This window comes from Novosphingobium rosa NBRC 15208 (genome assembly GCF_001598555.1).
In the GTDB taxonomy this organism is placed as follows: Bacteria; Pseudomonadota; Alphaproteobacteria; order Sphingomonadales; family Sphingomonadaceae; genus Novosphingobium; species Novosphingobium rosa.
Genome location: NZ_BCZE01000003.1, coordinates 61777 through 84860, shown reverse-complemented (window position 1 = coordinate 84860; position 23084 = coordinate 61777). Strand labels below are relative to the sequence as shown.

Annotated in this window: 22 protein-coding genes; 10 read left to right on the top strand and 12 right to left on the bottom strand. The window is 63.7% G+C overall.

The window, feature by feature from the left end; all coding sequences use genetic code 11:
• The first annotated feature begins 31 nt into the window (after nt 1-31).
• Nucleotides 32-637 (top strand): hypothetical protein, encoded by a 606-nt coding sequence (locus SR3_RS01775; RefSeq protein ID WP_157098577.1) that lies wholly within the window; start codon nt 32-34, stop codon nt 635-637.
• Here SR3_RS01775 and SR3_RS01770 read toward each other — a convergent pair.
• The 3 genes from SR3_RS01770 to SR3_RS01760 form a co-directional block, all read right to left on the bottom strand.
• On the bottom strand, nt 626-1966 hold the full coding sequence (locus SR3_RS01770; protein ID WP_169805539.1) for an O-antigen ligase family protein: 1341 nt from the start codon (nt 1964-1966) through the stop codon (nt 626-628). The two genes, SR3_RS01775 and SR3_RS01770, sit on opposite strands and share 12 nt — an antisense overlap.
• 18 nt (nt 1967-1984) lie before the next feature.
• The gene (locus tag SR3_RS01765; protein WP_084454827.1) at nt 1985-2650 is read right to left on the bottom strand and encodes a sugar transferase; all 666 of its coding nucleotides are present in this window, start codon (nt 2648-2650) and stop codon (nt 1985-1987) included.
• Between the two features lie 147 nt (nt 2651-2797).
• A complete protein-coding gene (locus tag SR3_RS01760) occupies nt 2798-3811 on the bottom strand; it encodes a cell wall hydrolase (RefSeq protein ID WP_068080033.1) in 1014 nt (337 codons plus the stop codon).
• A 186-nt stretch (nt 3812-3997) separates the two neighbouring features.
• Between SR3_RS01760 and SR3_RS01755 the strand changes: the two genes are divergently transcribed.
• Nucleotides 3998-5488: a phosphomannomutase gene (locus SR3_RS01755; RefSeq protein WP_068080031.1), complete on the top strand. Its 1491-nt coding sequence runs from the start codon at nt 3998-4000 to the stop codon at nt 5486-5488.
• A 165-nt stretch (nt 5489-5653) separates the two neighbouring features.
• Here SR3_RS01755 and SR3_RS01750 read toward each other — a convergent pair whose 3' ends face one another.
• The 7 genes from SR3_RS01750 to cyoA are packed head-to-tail and all read right to left on the bottom strand — an operon-like array spanning nt 5654 to nt 12541.
• Complete coding sequence (locus SR3_RS01750; protein WP_084454826.1) at nt 5654-6217, bottom strand: response regulator transcription factor; 564 nt, start codon at nt 6215-6217, stop codon at nt 5654-5656.
• The gene (locus SR3_RS01745; RefSeq protein ID WP_068080029.1) at nt 6214-7506 is read right to left on the bottom strand and encodes an ATP-binding protein; all 1293 of its coding nucleotides are present in this window, start codon (nt 7504-7506) and stop codon (nt 6214-6216) included. Before SR3_RS01745 ends, SR3_RS01750 begins: the two co-directional genes overlap by 4 nt.
• Nucleotides 7507-7527: 21 nt before the next feature.
• Complete coding sequence (locus SR3_RS01740; RefSeq protein WP_068080027.1) at nt 7528-8292, bottom strand: SURF1 family protein; 765 nt, start codon at nt 8290-8292, stop codon at nt 7528-7530.
• A gap of 7 nt (nt 8293-8299) precedes the next feature.
• Nucleotides 8300-8671, bottom strand: a complete 372-nt coding sequence (gene cyoD / locus SR3_RS01735; protein WP_068080025.1) for a cytochrome o ubiquinol oxidase subunit IV — start codon at nt 8669-8671, stop codon at nt 8300-8302.
• The gene (gene cyoC, locus SR3_RS01730) at nt 8671-9249 is read right to left on the bottom strand and encodes a cytochrome o ubiquinol oxidase subunit III (RefSeq protein WP_245653716.1); all 579 of its coding nucleotides are present in this window, start codon (nt 9247-9249) and stop codon (nt 8671-8673) included. The genes cyoD and cyoC overlap by 1 nt, the downstream gene beginning before the upstream one ends.
• 59 nt (nt 9250-9308) lie before the next feature.
• On the bottom strand, nt 9309-11345 hold the full coding sequence (gene cyoB / locus SR3_RS01725; protein ID WP_068080023.1) for a cytochrome o ubiquinol oxidase subunit I: 2037 nt from the start codon (nt 11343-11345) through the stop codon (nt 9309-9311).
• An 11-nt stretch (nt 11346-11356) separates the two neighbouring features.
• Nucleotides 11357-12541 carry a ubiquinol oxidase subunit II gene (cyoA, locus tag SR3_RS01720; protein WP_084454840.1) on the bottom strand — a complete coding sequence of 395 codons (1185 nt, stop codon included), beginning with the start codon at nt 12539-12541 and terminating at the stop codon, nt 11357-11359.
• A 194-nt stretch (nt 12542-12735) separates the two neighbouring features.
• Between cyoA and SR3_RS01715 the strand changes: the two genes are divergently transcribed.
• The 3 genes from SR3_RS01715 to SR3_RS01705 all read left to right on the top strand — a co-directional run bounded on the left by SR3_RS01715 (nt 12736) and on the right by SR3_RS01705 (nt 16402).
• Nucleotides 12736-14094 (top strand): MFS transporter, encoded by a 1359-nt coding sequence (locus tag SR3_RS01715; RefSeq protein WP_169805538.1) that lies wholly within the window; start codon nt 12736-12738, stop codon nt 14092-14094.
• Between the two features lie 89 nt (nt 14095-14183).
• A complete protein-coding gene (locus SR3_RS01710; RefSeq protein ID WP_068080019.1) occupies nt 14184-15683 on the top strand; it encodes an ATP-binding protein in 1500 nt (499 codons plus the stop codon).
• On the top strand, nt 15680-16402 hold the full coding sequence (locus tag SR3_RS01705; RefSeq protein ID WP_068080017.1) for a response regulator transcription factor: 723 nt from the start codon (nt 15680-15682) through the stop codon (nt 16400-16402). Before SR3_RS01710 ends, SR3_RS01705 begins: the two co-directional genes overlap by 4 nt.
• A gap of 251 nt (nt 16403-16653) precedes the next feature.
• On the opposite strand, the gene SR3_RS01700 is transcribed toward SR3_RS01705, so the two are convergent.
• A complete protein-coding gene (locus SR3_RS01700) occupies nt 16654-17040 on the bottom strand; it encodes a PilZ domain-containing protein (protein ID WP_068080015.1) in 387 nt (128 codons plus the stop codon).
• A 222-nt stretch (nt 17041-17262) separates the two neighbouring features.
• Between SR3_RS01700 and SR3_RS01695 the strand changes: the two genes are divergently transcribed.
• The 5 genes from SR3_RS01695 to SR3_RS01675 all read left to right on the top strand — a co-directional run bounded on the left by SR3_RS01695 (nt 17263) and on the right by SR3_RS01675 (nt 21451).
• On the top strand, nt 17263-17574 hold the full coding sequence (locus tag SR3_RS01695; RefSeq protein WP_068080013.1) for an FtsB family cell division protein: 312 nt from the start codon (nt 17263-17265) through the stop codon (nt 17572-17574).
• Between the two features lie 140 nt (nt 17575-17714).
• Nucleotides 17715-18779 carry a pyruvate dehydrogenase (acetyl-transferring) E1 component subunit alpha gene (gene pdhA / locus SR3_RS01690; protein ID WP_407668128.1) on the top strand — a complete coding sequence of 355 codons (1065 nt, stop codon included), beginning with the start codon at nt 17715-17717 and terminating at the stop codon, nt 18777-18779.
• Between the two features lies 1 nt (nt 18780).
• The gene (locus SR3_RS01685) at nt 18781-20127 is read left to right on the top strand and encodes a pyruvate dehydrogenase complex E1 component subunit beta (RefSeq protein WP_068080009.1); all 1347 of its coding nucleotides are present in this window, start codon (nt 18781-18783) and stop codon (nt 20125-20127) included.
• A gap of 101 nt (nt 20128-20228) precedes the next feature.
• A complete protein-coding gene (locus SR3_RS01680; RefSeq protein WP_245653705.1) occupies nt 20229-20885 on the top strand; it encodes a hypothetical protein in 657 nt (218 codons plus the stop codon).
• A gap of 35 nt (nt 20886-20920) precedes the next feature.
• Nucleotides 20921-21451 (top strand): EF-hand domain-containing protein, encoded by a 531-nt coding sequence (locus SR3_RS01675; protein ID WP_084454823.1) that lies wholly within the window; start codon nt 20921-20923, stop codon nt 21449-21451.
• Between the two features lie 255 nt (nt 21452-21706).
• Here the strand turns inward: SR3_RS01675 and trmFO are convergent, their stop codons facing one another.
• Nucleotides 21707-23065, bottom strand: a complete 1359-nt coding sequence (gene trmFO, locus SR3_RS01670; RefSeq protein ID WP_068080108.1) for a methylenetetrahydrofolate--tRNA-(uracil(54)-C(5))-methyltransferase (FADH(2)-oxidizing) TrmFO — start codon at nt 23063-23065, stop codon at nt 21707-21709.
• Nucleotides 23066-23084: the final 19 nt, after the last annotated feature.

Genomic DNA, 23084 nt, shown 5'->3' with positions numbered 1-23084 from the left:
GAGGGATGCCCGCCTATCCATTGTGATGCCCATGCTCTGTCTTGCTGGCACGGCATGGGCTGCCTCTCTGTCTGCGCGTGAGTGGACCACCCAAACCATCGTCATGGCCATGCGGTCCTCTCAGGATAAAGGGCAGACGGTGCTGGTCGATCACGCCGATGACCTGCCCGAGGCTTTGGGAGACAGGGCCAAGGCCGGTCTGGCAGAGTTGGCGTTGATCTCGGCGGGGCAGGCCTCCACACGGGGGGAGCGGCAGCTTGATCTGGCATGGGCTCGGCGGCAGATCGAGCCCCTGAGCCATTCCCGTCCGGGCTGGGCGACCACGCAAATCCTGACGGCTCAGGCCGATCTTCTGGCGTATCCATCTGCCTCGTCGCGCGGTGTGGCGGCCTATGTTGCCAGCTATCGTGCTGCGCCTTTTCTGATGCGGGAGGCGCGTTGGCGCATCGCTTATGGCGCTTTCGCGTGGAATCGGCTGCCCGATGCGGCGCAGCAAAACATGCTGGACGAGGCTGAATGGCTGACCCGCTTCGATAGCAGCCAGCGCGCCGCGATTGAGCGTCTGTTGGGCGATAGTGCTGCAGGCATGGCCTATCAATTCCGCATGACCGTAGGAAATATCCCGTCAGCGGATTGAAGGGGCCTGTGCGGCACGGCCATAAAGCAGACCCGACAGCCCCATCACGAGTCCCACAACGGCAGGCGCATTCATCGCGATATCGACCAGTGATGCGCATAAGGGCAGCGCGATGGCCAGCATCATGGACCGCGCGACAGGGCTTTTGAGGATGCCGATATGCCGCAGCAGTCGCCAGCCTATCGCGCCCAACCATGCCAGTGCCAGCGCAAGCCCCGGCCATCCCAGTTCCAGAACAATTTGCAGCGGCGCGGCATGCGCTGCGCCGAAATCCCACATAGTCAGTGCATCATGGGCTGTCAGGGTGTGCTGGTTGATCTCGATAAAGGAACCCAACCCATAGCCTGACCATGGCGCGGCCTGAGCCAGGGTCCAGAACCGGGCCCAGATCGCCAGACGGGCGGCGCCATCCTGGGGCAGATCCTCCAGCCGGTCGAAAACAAAGCCGATGGACAGCACAAGCGCAACCAGTGCGGCAAGACCGCCCAGCAGATAAAAGCGATGCACGCCCGCGATCATGACGCGGCCAAGGCAGAGCAGGGTGATGCAAGGGACCAGCAGCAGAATGGCGCTGCGCGATTGCGTCGCTGCGGCCAGAACCGGACAGAGCGCGCAACTCGTTGCGCAGCAGGCCAGTAACAGCAAATTTCGATCCGAAGGGCGGGTTTGCCAATCGCGAAAGCGGGTGATCGTCACGCCCATGGCCATCAGGCTCATCATGGCGAAGATCACACCCGCCACATTGGGATTGCCGATCGCTGCGGAAAAACGCAGCTTCTGCCCGATCTCCAGCCCCAACACCGCCGGGTCGATCCATTCGAGCCGCACCGCCGCCAGTGAGAGCGCAATGGCAGGGCCTGCAAGAACGGTCATGGCTTCGGCAAAGTGTCGACTGGTATCGCGCTCCTGCCCCAACCGCGCCATGGCGAGAAAAAGCATCACCTGAGCATAGAGCCCAACAAGGTTCAGCGCATAGAGATCGGGCGACAGTGGCGGTGCTATCTCCTGAAGATGAAGCGAGGGCAGGCTGGCCCAACCCAGTTGCAAGAGACAGGGCGCCGCTGCAGGCCATACCGAGCGCCACCAATCCCGATGTCCGGGAAGCAGCGTGAAAATGACGCCCGCCAACAGGCATTGGCCCAGTGACAAAAGGGTGGTGAGGAGGCCGCTGTTGGCCGCCCCCAGCAGGGCCGCGCTGATCGTCAGCAGCGCGGCGGCTTGAGCCAACAATCGGGGGGAGGCACGCGCCGAAGTCAGGCCATAAGTTCCGCGACGATTGCTGTTCGACAGGAGGTGGTGAAACCTGTCCTGCGTAAAAATGCGCTTCATCGACCTCGGAAAGCCCATTCAGCAGGAGCCGCGTTGCAGCAGCACCGCCGGCAGGGTGCGCGCCATGATCATGCCGTTCAGCATCATGGTGCGCCGCCTGATATAGACCACATCCATCGCCACGCGGCGGCGATAGCTGGTGTTGCTGCGCCCGCTGACCTGCCAGAGGCCGGTGATGCCGGGCCTTACCTGACAATAATGGCTGAAATGATGGCCGTAGCGGGTGATCTCGCTATGGACGATGGGGCGCGGGCCGACCCAGCTCATCGTGCCGTTCAGCACATTGTAGAGCTGCGGCAGTTCATCGATGCTGCTGCGCCGCAGGAAGTGGCCGATGGCCGTGATGCGCGGATCCTTGCGCAATTTCTGGCTGCCCTGCCATTCGTCACGGGCCTGGGGATCACGCTCCAGCAATTCGGCGAGGCGACGGTCGGCATCCACCTGCATGGTGCGGAATTTGCAGCATCCGAAGACTTCTCCGTTGCGGCCGATGCGTTTGTGGATGAACAGCACCGGCCCCTTGCTGGTGCTGCGGATCGCCACGGCAACCAGAAGCAGCAGCGGCAGAATGAAGGCCAGCGCCGCGAGCGCCAGGGCAACATCGAGACAGCGTATCCAGTCCCATTCGGAGGGAGAACGAAGGCGAAGGGAAGCGAGGGGGGATGTCGCCGGCAAACTGGCCATGATGCACCTTGTTGCAGCCTATGCTGTGGTGCAGCCTATTCAAAATAGCGGTACGTCAAATCGATGATCTGTCCAAATTCGTTGCAAGTCATCGGAGAAATATCTGAAACTGATCTAAGTGATGATTTGTAGATTTTGATATTTATTTTACAGGCCGGTCAAAGGAATTGATCCATTGTCTCGATGGGGATGCCCAAAGCGGAATGCCTTTCTCTCTTTGCTCTGTGGGTTTTGGGATGCCGTTGCCGCAGCCAATGGTGCCGCGGCAGGACCGGCGATGGTCGGCACACCCATGGTTTCCACATTCGCGAGCGACAGCTGCGGTTTCTCCGCTGCCACCAGGGCAGGATGAATCTCGATTGTGGCGGTGAGGGGGAATGGTGTTGCCCCAACGGTCCGCTCCATTGCGATGACCGGGGCAATCGGCAGGCTGGGCATCGGATAGCCGGGATAGGCCCCGGGCGGGCGATAGAACACATGATTGCCGATGATCGCCACCTTGCGCAGATCCTTGGCCCAGACCGGGACGATCCAGACCGTATGGTAATGCGTGGCCTGCCCGGCTTGCGCGGATGTGGCGCCATGCAGCGCGGCTTGCGCCACCAGTCTGGCCCGTTGCAGCCGGGCGGCATCGGGCGGGCGGGACTGGGCGCCGTCACAGGTGTAGGTGAACTGGCATCCCGTCGCCCGTTCGCTGCCTTGATGGACCACCGCGCAGACCGTCTTGGGATAGCGGGGATGGCGCAAGCGGTTGAGAATCACCTGAGCCACCGCCAACTGCCCGGTCAGGCTCTCGCTGCCGGCTTCGTAATAGATGGCGCTGGCCATGCAGTCGGTCGCGCGGTCCAGTTCGGGCGGGGAAAGCCATTCGGCATGGAAAGCGGGCGGCGCGGGATTGATCGCCTCAAGCGGTGAGGCGAGGTTGTAGGCATGCGCCTGATCGCGGCCAAGATTCTGAATCTGTTGCGGCAGAAAGGAATCCACAGGTGGTTCGGTGGTTGTTGCTGGTTCTGGCTGAAGGACCTCGGTCAGGCCCGGGGCCAGCCCGGCAAAACTTTCCGCCATGCCCCAATTGGCGTAGCCGACCAGCGCGCAGGCCAGAGCCAGCACGGCCATCAGTCCTGCATTCCACAGGCGGTCGATATGCACCGGTGCAATCATGTCGCCTGCGCTATCGTGTTTTCGTCACGGCCCGAAGCGGGGACGGATCGACTTTGGAGCCTTTCCTTCGTACCGGCGTTAAGCATTGCAGTGTATTGCGAAATTCCCGTCGAGCAGGGGGTGGTCCCCGCACGGCGGACGCGATAGATGGGGGCCAGGTTCCCCAACAGGCCAGGAATTGTTTCGATGACCCAGCAGGACGCCCAGACCACCCCTTTGACGGTCGATGCCGTGATGGCGCGTTCCGGGGTGCAATTCGGCACCAGTGGCGCGCGCGGCGAGGTGGTGGCGATGACCGATCAGGTCTGCCATGCCTATACCACCGGTTTTCTCCAGCATCTGGCCAGCCTTGGCGAGTTTTCGCCCGGCATGCGCGTGGCGGTGGCGGGCGATCTGCGGCCCAGCACGCCGCGTATCATGGCGGCTTGCGCTCAGGCCGTGCGCGATGCCGGCGGCGAGCCGGTGTTCTGCGGCTTTGTGCCGACGCCCGCGTTGGCGCTTTATGCTTTCGGGCAAGGCATCCCCTCGCTGATGGTGACAGGCAGCCATATCCCCGCCGACCGCAACGGCATCAAGTTCTACCGCCCCAAGGGGGAGGTGCTGAAAGACGATGAAGCTGGCATGCGCGGTCAGGTGATCGCCACCGATCCGGCGATTTTTGACGATCACGGCATGTTGAAGGCCGCGACGCCGCTGCCTGAGGTGACCGAAGTCGCGCAGGCCTATATTCAGCGTTATGTGGATCATTTCGGGCCTCAGGCGCTGCGCGGCTTGACGATCGGCGTCTATCAGCACTCGGCGGTGGGCCGCGATGTGCTGGTCGAGGTGGTCGAGGCTTTGGGCGGCAAGGCCGTGGCGCTGGGCCGTGCCACGCAGTTCATTCCGGTCGATACCGAGGCCATTCGCCCCGAGGATGTCGAGCTGGCCAAGGGCTGGGCGGAAGAGTTCGGTTTCGATGCGATCATCTCGACGGATGGGGATTCGGACCGCCCACTGCTGGCCGACCACAAGGGTGAGTGGTTGCGCGGCGATGTGCTGGGCGTGCTCTGCGCCCGAGCGCTGCGGGCCTATGCAGTGGTGACGCCGGTGTCGAGCAACACGGTGCTGGAACGTTGCGGCGCCTTTGCCGAAACGGACCGCACGCGGATCGGCTCACCTTTCGTGATTGCCGCGATGAATGCGCATCTGGCCAAGGGTGAGCAACCGGTGGTGGGCTATGAAGCCAATGGCGGCTTTCTGCTGGGCACCAAGCTGGGCTCTCTGGAGCCTTTGCCGACGCGCGATGCGGTGTTGCCGGTGTTGACGGTGATCGTGGCCTCGCGTCCGGGCAAGATCCGCGATCTGATTGAGGAGCTGCCGCCGCGCGTGACCTATTCCGACCGCATCCAGAACTTCGCCACCGAGAAGAGCGAGGCGATTTTCGCCAAGCTGCTGGAGGGTGACAGGGACGCTCAGATCGCGCGGTTGGACGAGCATTTCGGCGGTATTGCCGGGGCGGTGACCAATCTGGATCTGACGGATGGCATCCGTATGACCACCGCGCAGGGGGCGATCATCCATCTGCGTCGTTCGGGCAATGCGCCGGAACTGCGGTGCTACTCCGAAAGCGATACGGTGGAGCAGGCCAAGGCGATCAACCAGCAAGCGCTGGCCATCGTGCGCGACAAGCTGGCGTAATGTATGAGCGGCGTTTGGCTTTGCTGAACGTCGCCGCGCCGCAGGCTGACATTGTGCCTGCACAGGTGGAGAGACAGTGCGCTTCGTTTCGGCGCCACTGCCTTCTCGCCGGAAGACGGTATGGGAGCGCGAGGGGGTAACCCCCTCGCATTGTCCTTCTCAACCTTACTTCAACTGCCGCTTTTCCAGCTTCCGCGCCAAAGTCCGCCGATGCATGCCCAACCGCCGCGCGGCTTCGGAGATGTTGAAATCGCAATCGGCCAGCGTGGAGTGGATATATTCCCATTCCATCGTCTTGATCGAGGTCTTGCGGCCTTCGAGCGGCACTTCGGGATTGCCCTCGCGCTGGGCGAAGGCTTCTTCGATGTCGTCGGTGTTGGCGGGCTTGGCGAGATAATGCGCGGCGCCCAGCTTGATGGCTTCCACCGCCGTCGCGATGCTGGCAAAGCCGGTGAGGACCACGATGCAGGTCGCCGGATCATGCTGGCTGAGCATCTGCACGCAGGTCAGGCCAGAGGCGGTGCCCAGTTTCAGATCCACCACGGCGTAATCGAAACTGTCGTCGCCGAGCAGGGCTTCGAGCTCTTCGGGGCTGGTGGCGTGCTGCACCTCATAGCCGCGCCGTTCGAAGGAGCGTTTGAGGGTGCGTCCAAAAGCGGGGTCGTCCTCGACGATCACCAGCGAGGGTGAGATCGAAGACTCCGGGGATGGGGGTGCCGGATCGTTCATTTCGCCCTTTTGCCCTGAAAGGCCAGCGCCGACAACGGGATCGTCAGGCTGACCTGAGCGCCGCCTTCCTCGCGGTTCTCCACCTTCAGCCGCCCGCCCAGCTTGCGCGCCACATTGACCACCAGGAACAGGCCGAGCCCGCCGCCATCGCGCCCCTTGGTGGAGACATAGGGCTTGCCGATCTGATCGATCACCTGCGGCGCGAAGCCGGGCCCTTCATCGGTCGTCACGATGCTGAGCCAGTCGCGCTCACGCCGCGCTTCGATGGCGATGCCGGTGGGGGAGGCGTCGATGGCGTTGTCGACGATGTTGCTCAGCACCTGACGCAGGGCGGGGTCCGCCACGATGTCGATGTCCTCGCCGATCTCTTCGGTGAAGGCGATGGGGCAGGGGGAGCGTTCGCGCCAATCCTCGATGAAGGTGGTGAGGAAGCTGTGCAGCGATGTGACCTGCGGGTTCTCGCCCCGGATTTCGCCCGCCGAGATCAGCACGCCCGAAAGGATCGCCTTGCAGCGCTTCAACTCGCCCTGCATCAGCGCGATATCCTCGGCCAGATCGCTGTCCTGCTTGACGCTGGGGTGATGCGCCCAGTCGCCAAGGATCACCGACATGGAGGCTAGCGGCGTGCCCAGCTCATGCGCCGCGCCGCTGGCCAACAGGCCAAGGCGGACGATATGATCCTCCTCGGCGGCGCGCTGGCTGAGCGCGGCAAGGCGGGCATCGCTGGCCCGGCGGTTGCGGTCGATGCGGCCCACGAAGAACACCAGCAGCGATCCGATCAGCAGGAAGCACAGCAGGCTGCCGATCAGGTACAGCTGGAAATGCACGCCTTCATAGACGCTGGGCAGCGTCAGCGGCTGGAAGAAGAAGGTGAGGAAGGTGGCGTCGCAACCGGCCAGCACAGCGATGATCCAGCTCCAGCGCGGGGGGAGCAGGATCGCGCCGATCACGATCTGGAGCAGGAAAAGAAAGGCGAAAGGGTTGGTGCCACCGCCCGTCTGGTACAGCTGCCAGGCCAGCGCGGACACATCCAGCATCAGCGAGCCGAGCAGCTCGATATAGGAAAAGCCGCGCCGTCCGATGCTCAGCACCAGCGTCACCAGATTGACCAGCGCCAGCAGCACCAGCACCGTCATCATCTCGAAGATCGGCAGATGGACATGCAGCACGGCGGCGGCGAACCAGATGGTCAGCAGCTGACCCACCACCGCGATCCAGCGCAACTGGATCAGCAGCATCATGTTGCGCTTGGAGGCGGGGGCGATATCCCATGGAGGCGTGTCGCTCATGCGCGCACGCCCCCGGTAGGATTAGGCGCGTTGGCGCCGCACCAGAACAATGGCGCCCAGAGACAGCAGCGCAAGCGTGAACCAGGTGATTGCATAGCCCAGGTGATTGTTGGGAAAGCTCACCACCGTCAAGCCCGCCATAGGTTGATGGGCGGTGATGGCGGCATCGACAGGCTGATCGGGGCGCATGCTTTGCGCATCGATAAACCAGTCGGGCAGGGCGGCGATATGGCGATGCGCGGCAATGGCGAAGATGTCGCGGGAAGCCCAGCGGTCGGCGGCTGGATCGTTGCCGCGCAGGAAACCGCCATGCGGTTCGGTGAGGCGCAGCAGGCCGGTGACCTCGACCGGCACGGCGGGTGTCGCCGCGATCACGGCGTCGCGCGTGGTGCCCATCGGCACATAGCCGCGGTTGATATAGAGGATGCGCCCGGAGTCCGTCGCCAGCGGGGTCAGCACCCAATAGCCGGTGCCATAGGCCGAGGCGCCCGTCACCAGCGTGGTGCCCTGCGCGATCCAGCGGCCATGGAGGATGAAGCGGCGGTATTCGGCGGCTTTGAGCAGCTCGCCGGGCAGGCCGGTCGGCACGGCGTCGATCGTCTGGGGCGTGGCGCTCAGGCCTTCATTCACCCGCGCGATCAGCGCTTCCTTCCAGGCCAGGCGTTTCACCTGCCACACGCCGAGTGCGACGAAGAGGGCCGCAAAAGCCAGAAGGGCGGCCACCAGCATGAACTGGCGCCGCCCCCCTGTCTTGCCCTCGGTTGCCAGAGGCAAGTCCAAGGTCATGTCGCGATCAGCCCATGCCGTCCATGGTGGCGGGCATCGGCATCATGTTCTGGTTGAGGTGGAACATCACCCACATCGAGCCCGAAAGCACGATCATCACGATGATCAGCGTGAAGATCAGGGCCAGCAGGTTCTGCCCGCCCTCGACCTTGGGGCTCATGTGCAGGAAGTAGACCATGTGGACCACGATCTGCACGGCGGCAAAGCCCATGATGACAAGGCCCGTGGCGGCGGGGCTGTGGAGCGCCCCGGTCATCACCAGCCAGAAGGGAATGGCGGTGAGGATCACCGACAGGACGAAACCGATCACATAGTCCTTCATCGAGGCGTGGAAGCCCGAATCGTGGCCATGATCGTCATGGTGAGAGTGGTCGGCCATCAGCGCAGCGTCCCCATCAGATAAACAAAGGTGAAAACGCCGATCCACACCACGTCAAGGAAGTGCCAGAACAGCGAGAGGCACTGCAGGCGGCGCTGGTTGGCGGCGGTGAGGCCAAAGCGGCCCACCTGCACCATCAGCGTCACCAGCCAGATCGACCCGAAGGTGACGTGCAGGCCGTGCGTGCCCACCAGCGTGAAGAAGCTGGAGAGGAACGCGCTGCGCTGCGGGCCATTGCCGCTTTCGATCAGCTCGTGGAACTCGGTCAGCTCGATGGTCAGGAAGGCCAGACCGAAGAGCAGCGTCACGAACAGCCAGATCAGCGTGGCGTTCTTCTTGCCCGACTGCATCGCAATCATCGAGAAGCCATAGGTGATCGAGCTGAACAGCAGCATCGAGGTGTTGAGCGCCACCAGCGGCAGGTTGAACAGGGTCTTCGGACCCTCGCCGCCCGCATAATTGCCGCCCAGCACGCCGAAGGTGGCGAAGAGCATGGCAAAGATGAGGCAGTCGCTCATCAGATAGATCCAGAAGCCCAGATTGGTGCTGTAGCCATCGGGATGAGCATGCTCATGCAGGTCGTAGTAGCTGGCGACGAGATCGTCGCCAGACTTGTTCAGGGGTGTCTTAGGAGTGCTCACGCGGCGGCTCCTTCCTTGGAGAGCGCAGCCAGCTGCGCGGTGCGCTGGTCTTCCACCTGCGCGATATGCGCGGCGTGGATGTGATAGCTGCGGTCATAGTTGAAGGTGTGGAAGATCGCGGTGGCAACCAGCACGGCAAAGCCCGCGATAGCCGCCCACCAGACCTGCCAGATCAGCGCGAAGCCGATGCCCGTGGCCAGACCCGCCAGCACCACACCGGCCCAGGTGCCGCGCGGCATATGGATGTCGGCGAAGCCCGAGGTGGGGCGCGGCACGCCAGCCTTCTTCATGTCGGCAAAGGCGTCCAGATCGTGGACGATCGGCGTGAAGGCGAAGTTGTACTCCGGCGGGGGCGAGGAGGTCGCCCATTCCAGGGTACGGCCATCCCACGGATCGCCCGAGACGTCCTTGTACTCTTCACGCTTCCAGATCGAGATGGCGAACTGCAGCAACATCGCGCCGATGCCGGCGGCGATCAGCAGAGCGCCCAGCATGGCCACGATGTAGTAGATGCGCAGATCGTCGAAGCTGTGGTCGAACACGCGCATACGGCGGGTCACGCCCATCAGGCCCAGCATGTAGAGCGGGGTGAAAGCCAGCCAGAAGCCGACGACCCAGCACCAGAACTGCACCTTGCCCCAGAACACGTTCAGCTTGAAGCCGAAGGCCTTGGGCCACCAGTAGTTGATGGCGGCGAACACGCCGAACACCACGCCGCCGATGATCACGTTATGGAAGTGGGCGATCAGGAACACCGAGTTGTGCAGCACGAAGTCGGCTGCGGGCACGGCCATCATCACGCCGGTCATGCCGCCGATGGTGAAGGTCAGCATGAAGGCAATGGTCCACATCATCGGCAGTTCGAAGCGGATGCGGCCACGGTACATGGTGAAGAGCCAGTTGAAGAGCTTGGCGCCGGTGGGGATCGAGATCACCATGGTGGTGATGCCGAAGAAGGAGTTGACCGAGGCGCCCGAACCCATCGTGAAGAAGTGGTGGAGCCAGACGAGGTAGGAGAGGATGCCGATGACCAGCGTGGCGTAGACCATCGAGGTGTAGCCAAACAGGCGCTTGGAGCAGAAGGTGGCGGTCACTTCGGAGAAGACGCCGAAGACCGGCAGGACGAGGATGTAGACCTCGGGGTGGCCCCAGATCCAGATCAGGTTGACGTACAGCATGGCGCTGCCGCCGAAATCGTTGGTGAAGAAGTCGGTGTGGAAGGTGCGGTCCAGACCCAGCAGGGCCAGAACGACGGTCAGCACGGGGAAGGCGGCCACGATCAGCACGTTGGTGACCAGAGCGGTCCAGGTGAAGACGGGCATGCGCATCAGCGTCATGCCGGGCGCGCGCAGCTTGAGGATGGTGGCGATCAGGTTGACGCCCGAAAGCGTGGTGCCGACACCGGCCACCTGCAGCGACCAGATGTAATAGTCCACACCCACGTCAGGGCTGTAGGCCAGACCCGAGAGCGGGGGATAGGCCAGCCAGCCGGTGCGGGCGAACTCACCGATGAACAGCGAGGCCATCACCAGCACCGCGCCGCCCACCGTCATCCAGAACGAGAAGTTGTTCAGGAAGGGGAAGGACACGTCGCGCGCGCCGATCTGGAGGGGCACCACATAGTTCATCAGCCCGGTCACGAAGGGCATGGCCACGAAGAAGATCATGATCACGCCGTGCGCGGTGAACACCTGATCGAAGTGGTGAGAGTTGAGGTAACCATCGGAGCCGCCGAAAGCGAGCGCCTGCTGCGAACGGATCATCAGCGCGTCGGCAAAGCCGCGCAGGAACATGACAAGGCCCAGGACCATGTACATGACGCCGATCTTCTTGTGATCGACGCTGGTGAACCACTCCTTCCAGAGATAGCCCCAGAGCTTGAAATAGGTGAGCGCGGCCACCAGCGCGATGCCGCCAAGGGCGACGCCGGCAAAGGTGACCATGACGATCGGTTCGGTGGGCAACGCATCGAAGCCCAGACGGCCCAGCAGGGGCGTCCAGTGCGAATGCGTGGAGGGTGCTTCTAATAGCATGGGCTTCACAATCACGAATGAGTGGAGCGGGCCGGGGCGAGCAGGCTCAGCTCCGACTGGCGGGGCGCCTTGGCAGGCGCCGTGGAGGCGTTTGCGGGCTTCTGACCTTCAGGCAGCAGCGGGCCGGCCATCTTGGCGTTCGGATCGCACATGGCGCGCACGAAAGCCTTGTCGAGGTCGGCCTGCTGGCCGGGCACGATCGGCGTGATGGCTTCACGGCCGTTCTTGTCATAGGTCAGCTGGGCCACGTTGAAGGTGCCGGCCTTGCCGGTGCCGCCCTTGGCATCCAGCGCCATCATCTGGTTGACGCACATCTTGCCCGAACGGACGCAGAGGTTGACCACGCGGTCGAACAGGTCACCCTGCACGGCGGCGAAGTGGCGCACCGGATCGGCTTCCGAAGGCTGCTCCAGCTTCAGATAGGTGGCTGCGTCGAGGTTGCCGCCTTCACCCTTGGCCTTGGACACCCACGCGTCGAAATCGCCCTGGTTCACGCCCAGCGCGGCAAAGCGCATGTGCGAGAAGCCCGCGCCGCTGTAATTGGCCGAGAAGCCTTCATACTTGCCGGTCTTGTTGATCACGGCGTTGAGCTGGGTGGTCATGCCCGGCATGGCATAGATCTGCCCGGCGACGGCCGGGATGTAGAAGGAGTTCATCACCGAGGAGGCGGTGATCGAGAAATGCACCGGGCGATCCACCGGCAGCGCGACTTCGTTCACGCTGGCCACGCCCTGTTCGGGATAGATAAAGAGCCACTTCCAGTCGAGCGCCACCACCTCGATCTCCAGCGGCTTGGTGCCGGCGGCGATGGGGTGGCCTTCCTTCACCCGGTCAAGCGGGCGGAAGGGGTCGAGCAGGTGAGTCGTGACCCAGGTCACCGAACCCAGCGCGATGATGATCAGCAGCGGGGCCGACCAGATCAGCAGTTCCAGCTGAGTCGAATGGTGCCATTCCGGCTCGTAATGCGCATTCGCGCTGGCGCGATACCGCCAGGCGAAAAGCACGATCAGCAGCATGACCGGCACGACAATGATCAGCATCAAGAGCGTGGCGACGATCACCAGATGCGCTTGCTGCTTTGCAATATCGCCCGCCGGATTCATCACATCGGACTGACATGCAGACAAAATCAGCGGCAAGACCAATGCGCTGGCCTTGCGCCAATGGCGAAGGGGGGGTGGGAGATGCAGGCTCATGGAACGCGCGCGTAGGCCTCCGATGCTGCAGCTGCGATTGGACATTTTGTCCCATCGCTGGGATTGTCATGGGTCGCTTTATGGTGCAGCCTGCAAAACAACGCAATTCAGCGCTTTTGCCGGGAACCCCGGTAACCTCTCTGAATTAGGTATAACAGTACAGAAACAATCTGTACGACATGGGATGCCTGAACATGACCACCGCCACTTACGACAAGGGGGGTGCCATCACCCCTCCCGGCGCCGGCACTGCTCCGGAGCGCGACGACCATGTTTCCCCCGGTGAGATCGCCATTGGCGTGATCATCGGTCGAACGTCGGAATTTTTTGACTTCTTCGTTTATGCCATCGCCTCGGTGCTGGTGTTCCCGAAGCTGCTCTTCCCGTTCGCCGACGCCTTTACCGGCACCATCTACTCTTTCGCGATCTTCCCGCTGGCCTTTATCGCGCGGCCTTTCGGGTCTTTCGTCTTCATGCTGATCGATCTGGCCTATGGGCGCACCGCCAAGCTGGTGGTGGCGCTGTTCATGCTGGGCGGGTCGACGGCGTCCATCGCCTTCCTGCCGGGCTATGATGAAATGGGCAGGGGCGCGATCGCGCTGCTGGCGCTGTTCCGTCTGGGTCAGGGCTTTGCCCTTGGCGGCAGCTGGGACGGTCTGGCCTCGCTGCTGGCGCTCAATGCGCCCAAGGAGCATCGCGGCTGGTATGCGATGATCCCGCAGCTGGGCGCGCCGCTGGGGCTGATCGTGGCCAGCAGCATGTTCGCCTTCTTCCTCTCGACCCTGCCTCAGGTGGAGTTCGTGAGCTGGGGCTGGCGCTTCCCCTTCTTCGTGGCCTTTGCCATCAACGTGGTCGCGCTGTTCGCCCGCCTGCGTCTGGTCGGCACCGCCGAGTTCGAACGCCTGTTCGAGAGCCGCGATCTGGCTCCCGAGCCGCCCGCCGAAACGCTGCGCAGCGAATGGAAGACCATCCTGCTGGGCGCCTTCGCCCCGCTGGCCAGCTTCGCGCTGTTCCACATGGTGACGGTGTTCCCGCTGTCCTGGGTCTATCTCAACACCACCGAAACGCCGGTGAAGTTCCTCCTGATCGAGATCGTGGCCGCGTTCATCGGCGTGCTGGCGATCATCGCCTCGGGCCGTCTGGCCGACCAGGTCGGACGCCGCGTGGTGCTGGGTTGCTCGGCGGTGGTGACGGCGGTGTTCTCGGGCTTCGGTCCGCAGATGCTGAGCGCGGGCATGGCTGGCGAGATCATCTTCATGGTCACCGGCTTCGCGCTGCTGGGCGTGTCCTTCGGGCAGAGCTCGGGCGCCGTGGCTTCCAGCTTCACGCCTTCGCACCGCTACACCGGTTCGTGCTTCACCAGCGACATCGCATGGCTGGTGGGCGCGGCCTTCGCCCCGCTGATCGCGCTGAAGCTGGCGCATGAGTATGGCGTGGTCGCCTCGGGCCTTTATCTGCTCTCGGGTTCGATCCTCACGCTTACGGCGCTGTGGCTCAACCGCGAGCTGGCGGGCAGCCGCAACGGCATGTCCACCATGGCCATGGCGATTTAACCGACGATCTGACACCTTAACTATAAGGTATCGTCAAGTCGGGGCCCCGGGCACTTGCCCGGGGCCCTTGCTTCTGGAACAAGCGGGGCATGGCCGACACTGCTGCCTCGCCCTTTGCGCCGTCACCGGCCTGGTATCATCTCGCCCCCGGCTCGCTTGTGCGGGGCTTCGGCCTGCTGGTCATCGCCGCCGCGCTGGGCGTTCAGCTCGATGGCGTGCTGGAAGAGGGCTATATCAGCCTGATCTTCGTGATGGCCATCACCATCATCGGCGCGCTTTACGGGTTGGGCGTGGCGCTGGTCTGCGCGGCGGTGGGGGCGCTGGGTTTCGACTATTTCATTGGCGAGCCCAAATGGGAGCTGAGCTTCAGCCGCCCCAATGACATCACCACGCCCCTGATCTTCACCTTCAGCGCGATGATCTCGGGCGTCCTTTCCGGGCGGCTCAAGGATGAGGCGCGGCAGGTCAGCCAGCGCAACATCCAGCTGGAAGCCCTGCTGGAAGCCAGCCGGGGCCTGCAGCGCGCCAGCAGCGTGCATGAGGTCACTCTGGCGCTGCATGACAGCGTCGAGGCCCAGACCGGCATCGCCGTGGCGCTTCACGCCGTATTTCAGGCCCCCGGCGAACCGGAGGCGGGCGCAAGCGCTCTGGCGCATGACGCGCTGGCCTCCGGGCGCGACTGGGTGGAGGAGGGCTCGCTTTCGGCCTTTCCGCTGGCGACGGCGCAGCAGACGCTGGGCGTGCTGCTCGCGCGCCGGCCGGAGGGCACGTCGCTGGATCATGATTTCGCGCTGGCTCTGGCGCGCATCACTGCTCTGGCGCTGGAGCGCATCCATCTGGCCGACCAATTGGCCGAAGCCCATGCCATCGCCCGCGCCGAGGAGCTGAAAAGCGCGCTCCTCTCCTCGGTGAGCCATGATCTGCGCTCGCCGCTCACCGCGATCAACACGGCGGCGGCCAGCCTGCTGAGCTATGGCGAGCATTTCGATCCGGAAACCTCGCAAGGCCTGCTCAGCGGCATCGTCGAGGAATCCGATCGGCTCAATCACCTTACCACCAATCTGCTGCAGATGACCCGGCTGGAGGGAGGCCCCGGCGGCCTTTCGCGCAGCGTGCTGCCCGCTGTCGAGATGATCCGCAATGTCATCGCCCGGCAGATGAGGGTGGACGAAGGGCATCAGTTCCACATTCACGCCCCCGATGGCGAGGTGCCGATCATCGCCGACGCCACGCTTTATGATCTGGTGCTCACCAATGTGATCCAGAACGCCTGCCGCTACAGCGCGCCCGGCACCAGTGTTGAGATTCTCTGCCGCGCCAAGGGCACGATGTGCGAGATCGCCATCAGCGACGAGGGCGTCGGCGTGCCGCCTGAAGAGCAGGAAAATGTGTTCGAACGTTTCTACCGTGTTGCTCGCGGGGATGGAGCGCCCCGTGGCACCGGACTGGGGCTTGCCATTGCGCGCGGTTTCGTGAAAGCCTCGTCAGGAACCATTCATCTTTCATCCCCCTTGCGCGACGGAAAAGGCACCTGCATCACCATTTGCCTGCCCATCGCCCGAAGTGAGCCAGAACAGAACGCACTATGACGTCCGGCCATATCCTGCTTGTCGATGATGAGCCCGCCATCGTGAATGCCCTTCGCCCCGTGCTCAAGGCCGTGGGCCATGCTGTGACCGTCGCCAGCGACGGCACCGCCGCCCTTGCCAGCTTCGCGCTGGAGGAGCCCGATGTGGTGCTGCTCGATCTGGGCCTGCCCGATATGGATGGCAAGGATGTGATCCGCGCCATCCGCGCCACATCGACCACGCCGATCATCGTGATCTCCGCCCGCCATCAGGAGGGTGAGAAGATCGCCGCTCTAGACGAAGGCGCCGACGATTATGTCGACAAGCCCTTCGTGCTGGGTGAGCTGTTGGCCCGTGTGCGTTCTTCGCTGCGGCGGCGCGAGGCTTTGGTCAAGCCGCTGGAAACCTTCGATGCCGCCCCGCTGCATATCGATTTCGCCACCCGCGTGGTGACCCTGCGTGGCGAGACGCTGCGGCTCTCGCCCAAGGAATACAATCTGCTGCGCACGCTGGCGCAGAGCGCGGGTCAGGTCGTGACCCAGCGGCGGTTGCTGGCGGCGGGCTGGGGCCGCAGCGAGGCAGATCCGCAATATCTGCGCGTCTATATGGGCATGCTGCGCCAGAAGCTGGAGGAGAACCCCTCCGAGCCGACGCTGATCGTCACCGAGCCGGGCGTGGGTTATCGCCTGATGGCGGTGCCGGATGCCGGGCCTGAAGCAGGGGAGACCCCGGCGGCTTGAGCGCAGGGGGCTTAAGGGCGGTCAGGATAAATTGGCCGCCCGTGAATCGCTTAGGGATAGGATGAAACAGAGGGCGGCCGAAGGTGCATCGGCAGCGGAACGTCTATAGAAGAGCGTCCCGGTGGGATGGATGTTGTGTTCTTTTGCTCCGCTGTCGGGACTATGGATTTACCCGGTGGCCCGCACCTAAAAAGAGCATAAGTGCCATCGCTTTACCGCCCCAGCCCATCACCTGGGGGAGCAGCCGTGGTTCAGACCCGGCGAAGCGCGTTGGGGTTGTCCTTGATCTCGCGCAGCAGCAGCGCCAGCGGGCGGCGCAGCATGGTGGCGGGTGCGGTGGCCGCGGCGGAGTCGGCCAGCGGCTGGCGCACCCGGGCCGGATCGATCTCCTGCGCGAACACGATGCCGAAGCGCTGGTCTTGCACCCAGGCGACACGCCCCTCGACCCAGCCCAGATTGCGCAGTTCGAGCGCAACCTCGGCGCCTTTGGCAGGCGCGCCTTCGCCCTCGGCCATCAGCCCTTGCGCGGAAATGTTGCGCAGCTTCACCAGGATTTCGGCGCCTGTTTCGCGGATCCGGCATTGCGTCCGCATCAGCAGATTGTCGCGAAAGCTGTGGCGTTTTTCGACGATGGCCATGATCTCGACTCCAGACGGAGAGCCGCGCCCCCACGGATCCATGCAATCGTTTAGAATGTCCCGGGTAAGCAAGGTTTGAGGGGTTGGCCCGCAGTTTTACATAAGGGGTTGCTGCAGGGTTCAACGATTCGGCGCATTTGCGAGGCGCTGATTGCATCATATGCTGGAAAACCATGCGAAATCGCTTGAATCCGCGAATCATCTGTGATTCTAGTGATTCCCATGAAGAATGTCCGCAACATGCACCGGATGGCGAAGGAAACCATGATCCAATGGTTGGCCCTCGGCTGCCTGTTGTGCATGCTGGCCTGGTCGGTCGCCGGGCCCAGCGGTCTGCTCGCCTGGAGCGAAAATCACCACGCTTTGGCTGAACGCCAGCAGCGCATCAAGCAGCTTACGCTGCAGCGCAATGAGCTGAAGAACCGCGTCACCCTGCTCGATCCACGTCACACGGACCCCGATCTGGCTGGTGAATTGCTGCGCCGCAACCTGAATGTGGCGCATCCTGACGACGTGATCATGATGGTGCACTAAAGTCTACTATGCATCCGTATGGGGCCATGCGCGTCAGGCCTTGCCCTTCGCCGCAAATTTCGTATTCGAGTGTTTCCGGGCGCAGAGTCTGCGCCTATAGACGGTCGCGAAAAATCGGCCTTCCATTGGGGAACATCGTCTTGGCCAGAACCGGCAAAACCCAAAACGCCTCGCCCGCTGCTGATGCCAACGGGCTGGATCACCTTCAGCAAGCTTACGAAGCCGACCGGCTCTATGCCGCGAGCGATGACGAGCTGCTGCACTTCTACGAACAGATGGTGCTGATCCGCCGCTTTGAAGAGCGTGCCGGCCAGCTCTACGGCCTGGGCCTGATCGGCGGCTTCTGCCACCTCTACATCGGCCAGGAAGCGGTGGCCGTGGGCATCCAGTCGGCCCTGCAAGAGGGTCATGACAGCGTCATCACCGGCTATCGCGATCACGGCCACATGCTGGCCTATGGCATCGATCCCAAGGTCATCATGGCCGAGCTGACGGGCCGTGAGGCTGGCATCAGCCGCGGCAAGGGCGGCTCGATGCACATGTTCAGCACCAGCCACAAGTTCTACGGCGGCCACGGCATCGTGGGCGCGCAGGTCTCGCTGGGCGCGGGTCTGGCCTTCAGCCACCAGTACAATGAAGATGGCGGCCTGTGCGTCTCCTACTTCGGCGACGGCGCGGCCAACCAGGGCCAGGTCTACGAGAGCTTCAACATGGCGGCGCTCTGGAAGCTGCCGATCATCTTCGTGGTGGAAAACAACCAGTACGCCATGGGCACCGCTGTGAAGCGCTCCTCGGCCGAAACCCATTTCCACAAGCGCGGCGCGGCCTTCACCATCCCGGGCATGAACGTGAACGGCAATGACGTTCTGGAAGTGCGCGCGGCGGCCAATCTGGCGGTCGAATATGTCCGCGCCGGCAATGGCCCGGTGCTGATGGAGCTCAACACCTATCGCTATCGCGGCCACTCCATGTCGGACCCGGCCAAGTATCGCAGCCGTGAGGAAGTGCAGGACATGCGCGACCATCACGACCCGATCGAGGGCGCCAAGGCCGAACTGATCAAGCGCGGCGTGTCGGAAGACAAGCTGAAGGAGATCGACAAGAAGATCCGTCAGATCGTGTCGGAATCCGCTGATTTCGCCGAAAGCTCGCCCGAGCCGGAGCTGTCTGAACTGTATACCGACGTTCTGGTGGAGACCTATTGAGATGGCAATCGAACTGAAGATGCCCGCGCTGTCGCCCACCATGGAAGAGGGCAAGCTGGCACGCTGGCTGGTCAAGGAAGGCGATGAGGTCAAGTCCGGCGATATTCTCGCCGAGATCGAGACCGACAAGGCCACCATGGAATTCGAAGCCGTCGACGAAGGCACGATTGGCAAGATCGTGGTTCCCGAGGGCACCGAAGGCGTGAAGGTCGGCACCGTGATCGCCACCATCGGTGAGGGCGATGTGGAAGGCTCGGCTCCGGCTGCTGCCGCGCCCGCCGCTGCTCCGGCCCCGGCTCCCAAGGCAGAGGCTCCCGCAGCCGCTCCCAAGGCGCCCGCCAAGCCCGAAATCCCCCATGGCACCAACATGAAGACCTCGACCGTGCGCGAGGCTCTGCGTGACGCCATGGCCGAGGAAATGCGCCGCGATCCGCGCGTCTTCGTGATGGGCGAGGAAGTCGCCCAGTATCAGGGCGCCTACAAGGTCACGCAGGGTCTGCTGGAGGAATTCGGCCCCAAGCGCGTGATCGACACGCCGATCACCGAATATGGCTTTGCCGGCATCGGCACCGGCGCCGCCATGGGCGGCCTGCGCCCCATCGTCGAGTTCATGACGTTCAACTTCGCCATGCAGGCGATTGACCACATCATCAACTCGGCGGCCAAGACCAACTACATGTCGGGCGGCCAGATGCGTTGCCCGGTCGTGTTCCGTGGTCCCAACGGCGCTGCCAGCCGTGTGGGTGCGCAGCACTCGCAGAACTACGGCCCGTGGTACGCCAACGTCCCCGGCCTGATCGTGATCGCGCCTTACGACGCTTCGGACGCCAAGGGCCTGCTCAAGGCCGCCATCCGCAGCGAAGATCCGGTCGTGTTCCTTGAGAACGAGCTGATCTACGGCCGTTCGTTCGAGCTGCCCGAGCTGGACGACCACGTCCTGCCCATCGGCAAGGCCCGCGTGATGCGCGAAGGCAAGGACGTGACGATCGTCAGCTACTCGATCGGCGTGGGCCTGGCCCTGGAAGCCGCCGAGACGCTGGCCGCCGAGGGCATCGACGCCGAGGTGATCGATCTGCGCACGCTGCGTCCGCTCGACAAGGAGACGGTGCTGGCTTCGCTCAAGAAGACCAACCGCATCGTGGTGGCCGAAGAAGGCTGGCCGACCTGCTCGATCGCCTCGGAAATCGCGGCCATCGCGATGGAAGACGGCTTCGACGATCTGGACGCTCCGGTGGTCCGCGTCTGCAACGAGGACGTGCCGCTGCCTTACGCGAACAACCTCGAGAAGGCCGCGCTGATCGATGCCTCGCGCATTGTGGCTGGCGTGAAGAAGGTCACCTATCGCTGATCTTCGCCTTCGGGTGTGAACAAGAGGGGCGCTCCGGTCATGCCGGGGCGCCCTTTTTGATGGGGCTGTCCTGAGGCCCGATCTGCTGTATGGGCGCGGGCATGAGCGATATATCCCAGCTTGATACGCAGCTTGAGACCCTGCCGCCGGCATGGCGTCTGGCGCTGGCCTATGCCCCGCGCGATGCGCGTGAGGTGTGGCTCTCCTTCCTGGCGCTGGATGTGCGTCTGGCGGGCGTGGTGCGCGCCGCGCGTGAGCCGATGCTGGGCCAGATGAAGCTGGCCTGGTGGCGCGACCGCCTGAACGCCGACCCCGCGACATGGCCCAAGGGCGAGCCTCTGCTGGCCATGCTGAAGGGCTGGGGCGGGGAGGCCAAAGGCCTCGTCCCACTGGTCGATGGCTGGGAAGTGCTGCTGGACGAATGGGACGGCGGCGCGGCGCTGGAGGCTTTGACACAAGGCAGGGTTGCGGGCGTGGAAGCCTTGGCGCGGGTTCTGGGCGTGGCCCATGACCGCATCGCCCCTATGGCCCACTGTTGGGCGGCGATGGATCTGGCCAGCCATCTGGGGGACCCTGCCGAGCGTGAGACCGCCATGGCCAAGGTCGCGGCGCTGGACTGGAAGGCAGGGCGCCTGCCCAAGGCGATGCGTCCGCTCACCGTGCTGCACGGGCTGGCGCGGCGGGAGAGCAAGGGCGGGGATGCTGCGTCCCCCATGGCGCTGCTGTCTGCCATGCGGCTTGGCATTTTCGGCATCTAGGTTAGGCTGGCTTCTCTGGTTGAAGAGGGGCTAGGATGAACCGGATCGCTTTGGGGGCGGTGTCTGCGCTGTTGCTGGCGGGCGCTGGCTTTTTCTGGTGGCAGGGCCGCGCGGAGGTCGAACGCGGCGCTCCGCCGCCCGATCTTTCAGGAAGCCATGCCGAGGCGCCCCTTGAATTGCCCAGCGCCGATTCGCATGGTCGCGGGCCAGGCCTGCCCGATCTCAAGACCAAGAAGCGCCCCAAGCAATCACCTGAAGAGCGGCGCTTCAACCGCTTCGACCGCAACCGCGATGGCAAGATCACCCGCGTCGAGATGCTCTCCACCCGCGTGAAGGCCTTCCAGAAGCTGGACACCAATCACGATAATCTGCTGACCTTCGAGGAATGGGCGGTGAAAACCTCGGAGCGGTTCAAGGCGGTGGATCGCGATAGCGACGGGATCATATCGCGCGATGAGCTGAACGCTTTTTACGCGGCGCAGGAGGCGGCGAAGGCGCAGCGGGCTGCGGCCAAGGCGATGCAGTGTTCTTGCAGCAGTGCGCCTTCAGAAGGGGAAGAAGATTAAGAGAGAAACTTGAGGGCGTTATGCCCTCAAACTCCCATGACGTCTCCCGACGAAAGGACAGGGGCGCCGAAGCGGGGTGCCCCGGCTCTCCACCGGTGCCACGCGAAGCGCCGCAGGCAGTTTAATCCTATCATTCAAGCGTTGCGCTGGCGATTTCAAAGCCTGCGGCGCTATGAATCCATGCCTGACGGATAGGTTGCGCAAAAACGTAGACATTAAAGGGAGCGCGAGGGCGATGGCCCTCGCATTTCCTTTTTACCCTTCTGCCCCTGAACCCGGTAACCACGACGCCAGATCGACTTTAGCCCGCTCCGTATAGGCCACCTTGCGCTCGGGTTTCTTGCGCTTGCGGCCCTCGGGCGTTTTGGGATCGACGGGCGGGAACAGGCCGAAGTTGATGTTCATCGGCTGATAGGTCTCGGCCTCGGCGTCGCCGGTGATATGGGCCAGCAGCGCGCCCAGAGCGGTCGTCGGCGGGGGGCTGACGAAATCGCGGCCAGCCAGTTCGCAGGCGGTCATGATGCCCACCAGCATGCCGACGCTGGCGCTTTCCACATAGCCCTCGCAGCCGGTGATCTGACCGGCGAAGCGGATGTGCGGCGCCGATTTCAGGCGCATCTGGCGGTCCAGCAGCGTAGGCGAGTTGAGGAAGGTGTTGCGGTGCAGGCCGCCGAAGCGCGCGAATTCGGCATTTTCAAGGCCGGGGATCATGCGGAAAATGCGCTGCTGCTCGGCATATTTCAGCTTGGTCTGGAAGCCGACGATGTTCCACAGCGTGCCCAGCACATTGTCCTGTCGCAGCTGGACCACGGCATAGGGCCAGCGGCCGGTGCGGGGATTGTCCAGCCCCACGGGCTTCATCGGGCCGAAGCGCAGCGTGTCCTCGCCGCGTTCGGCCATCACCTCGATGGGCATGCAGCCGTCGAAATAGGGGGTATTGGCCTCCCATTCCTTGAAGACGGTCTTGTCCCCGGCCAGCAGCTCCTCGCGGAAGGCGAGGTACTGGTCCTTGTCCATCGGGCAGTTCACGTAATCCTTGCCGCCCTTGTCCCAGCGCGCCGCCATCCATGCCACGTCCATATCGATGGACTCGTGGTAGACGATGGGGGCGATGGCATCGAAAAAGGCGAGGCTGTCCGCGCCTGTCGCGCCGCCGATGCTGGTGGCCAGCGATGCGGCGGTGAGGGGGCCGGTGGCGACGATGGTCAGGCCTGCTTGGGGCAGGGCGTCGATGCGTTCGCGCACCAGAGTCAGCGTGGGCTGGCTGGTGAGCGCCTCCTCGATGGCGTGGGAGAACACCTCGCGGTCCACGGCAAGGGCGCTGCCGGCGGGCACGCGGGCCTTGTCGGCGGCGGCCATGATGAGCGAGCCGCAGGCGCGCATCTCGTGATGCAGCAGGCCCACGGCGTTGGACGTATCATCGTCGGAGCGCAGCGAGTTGGAACAGACCAGCTCGGCCAGATTGTCGGTCTGATGGGCGGGGCTGCGCTCTCCGGTCCCGCGCATTTCGGAAAGGCGCACGCGAAAGCCGCGCCGGGCCAGCTGCCATGCCGCCTCGCTGCCCGCGAGGCCGCCGCCGATGATGTGAACGTCGTAAGAAGTGTCAGAGGTCATGGGGCGCCTTTGCCCCAAG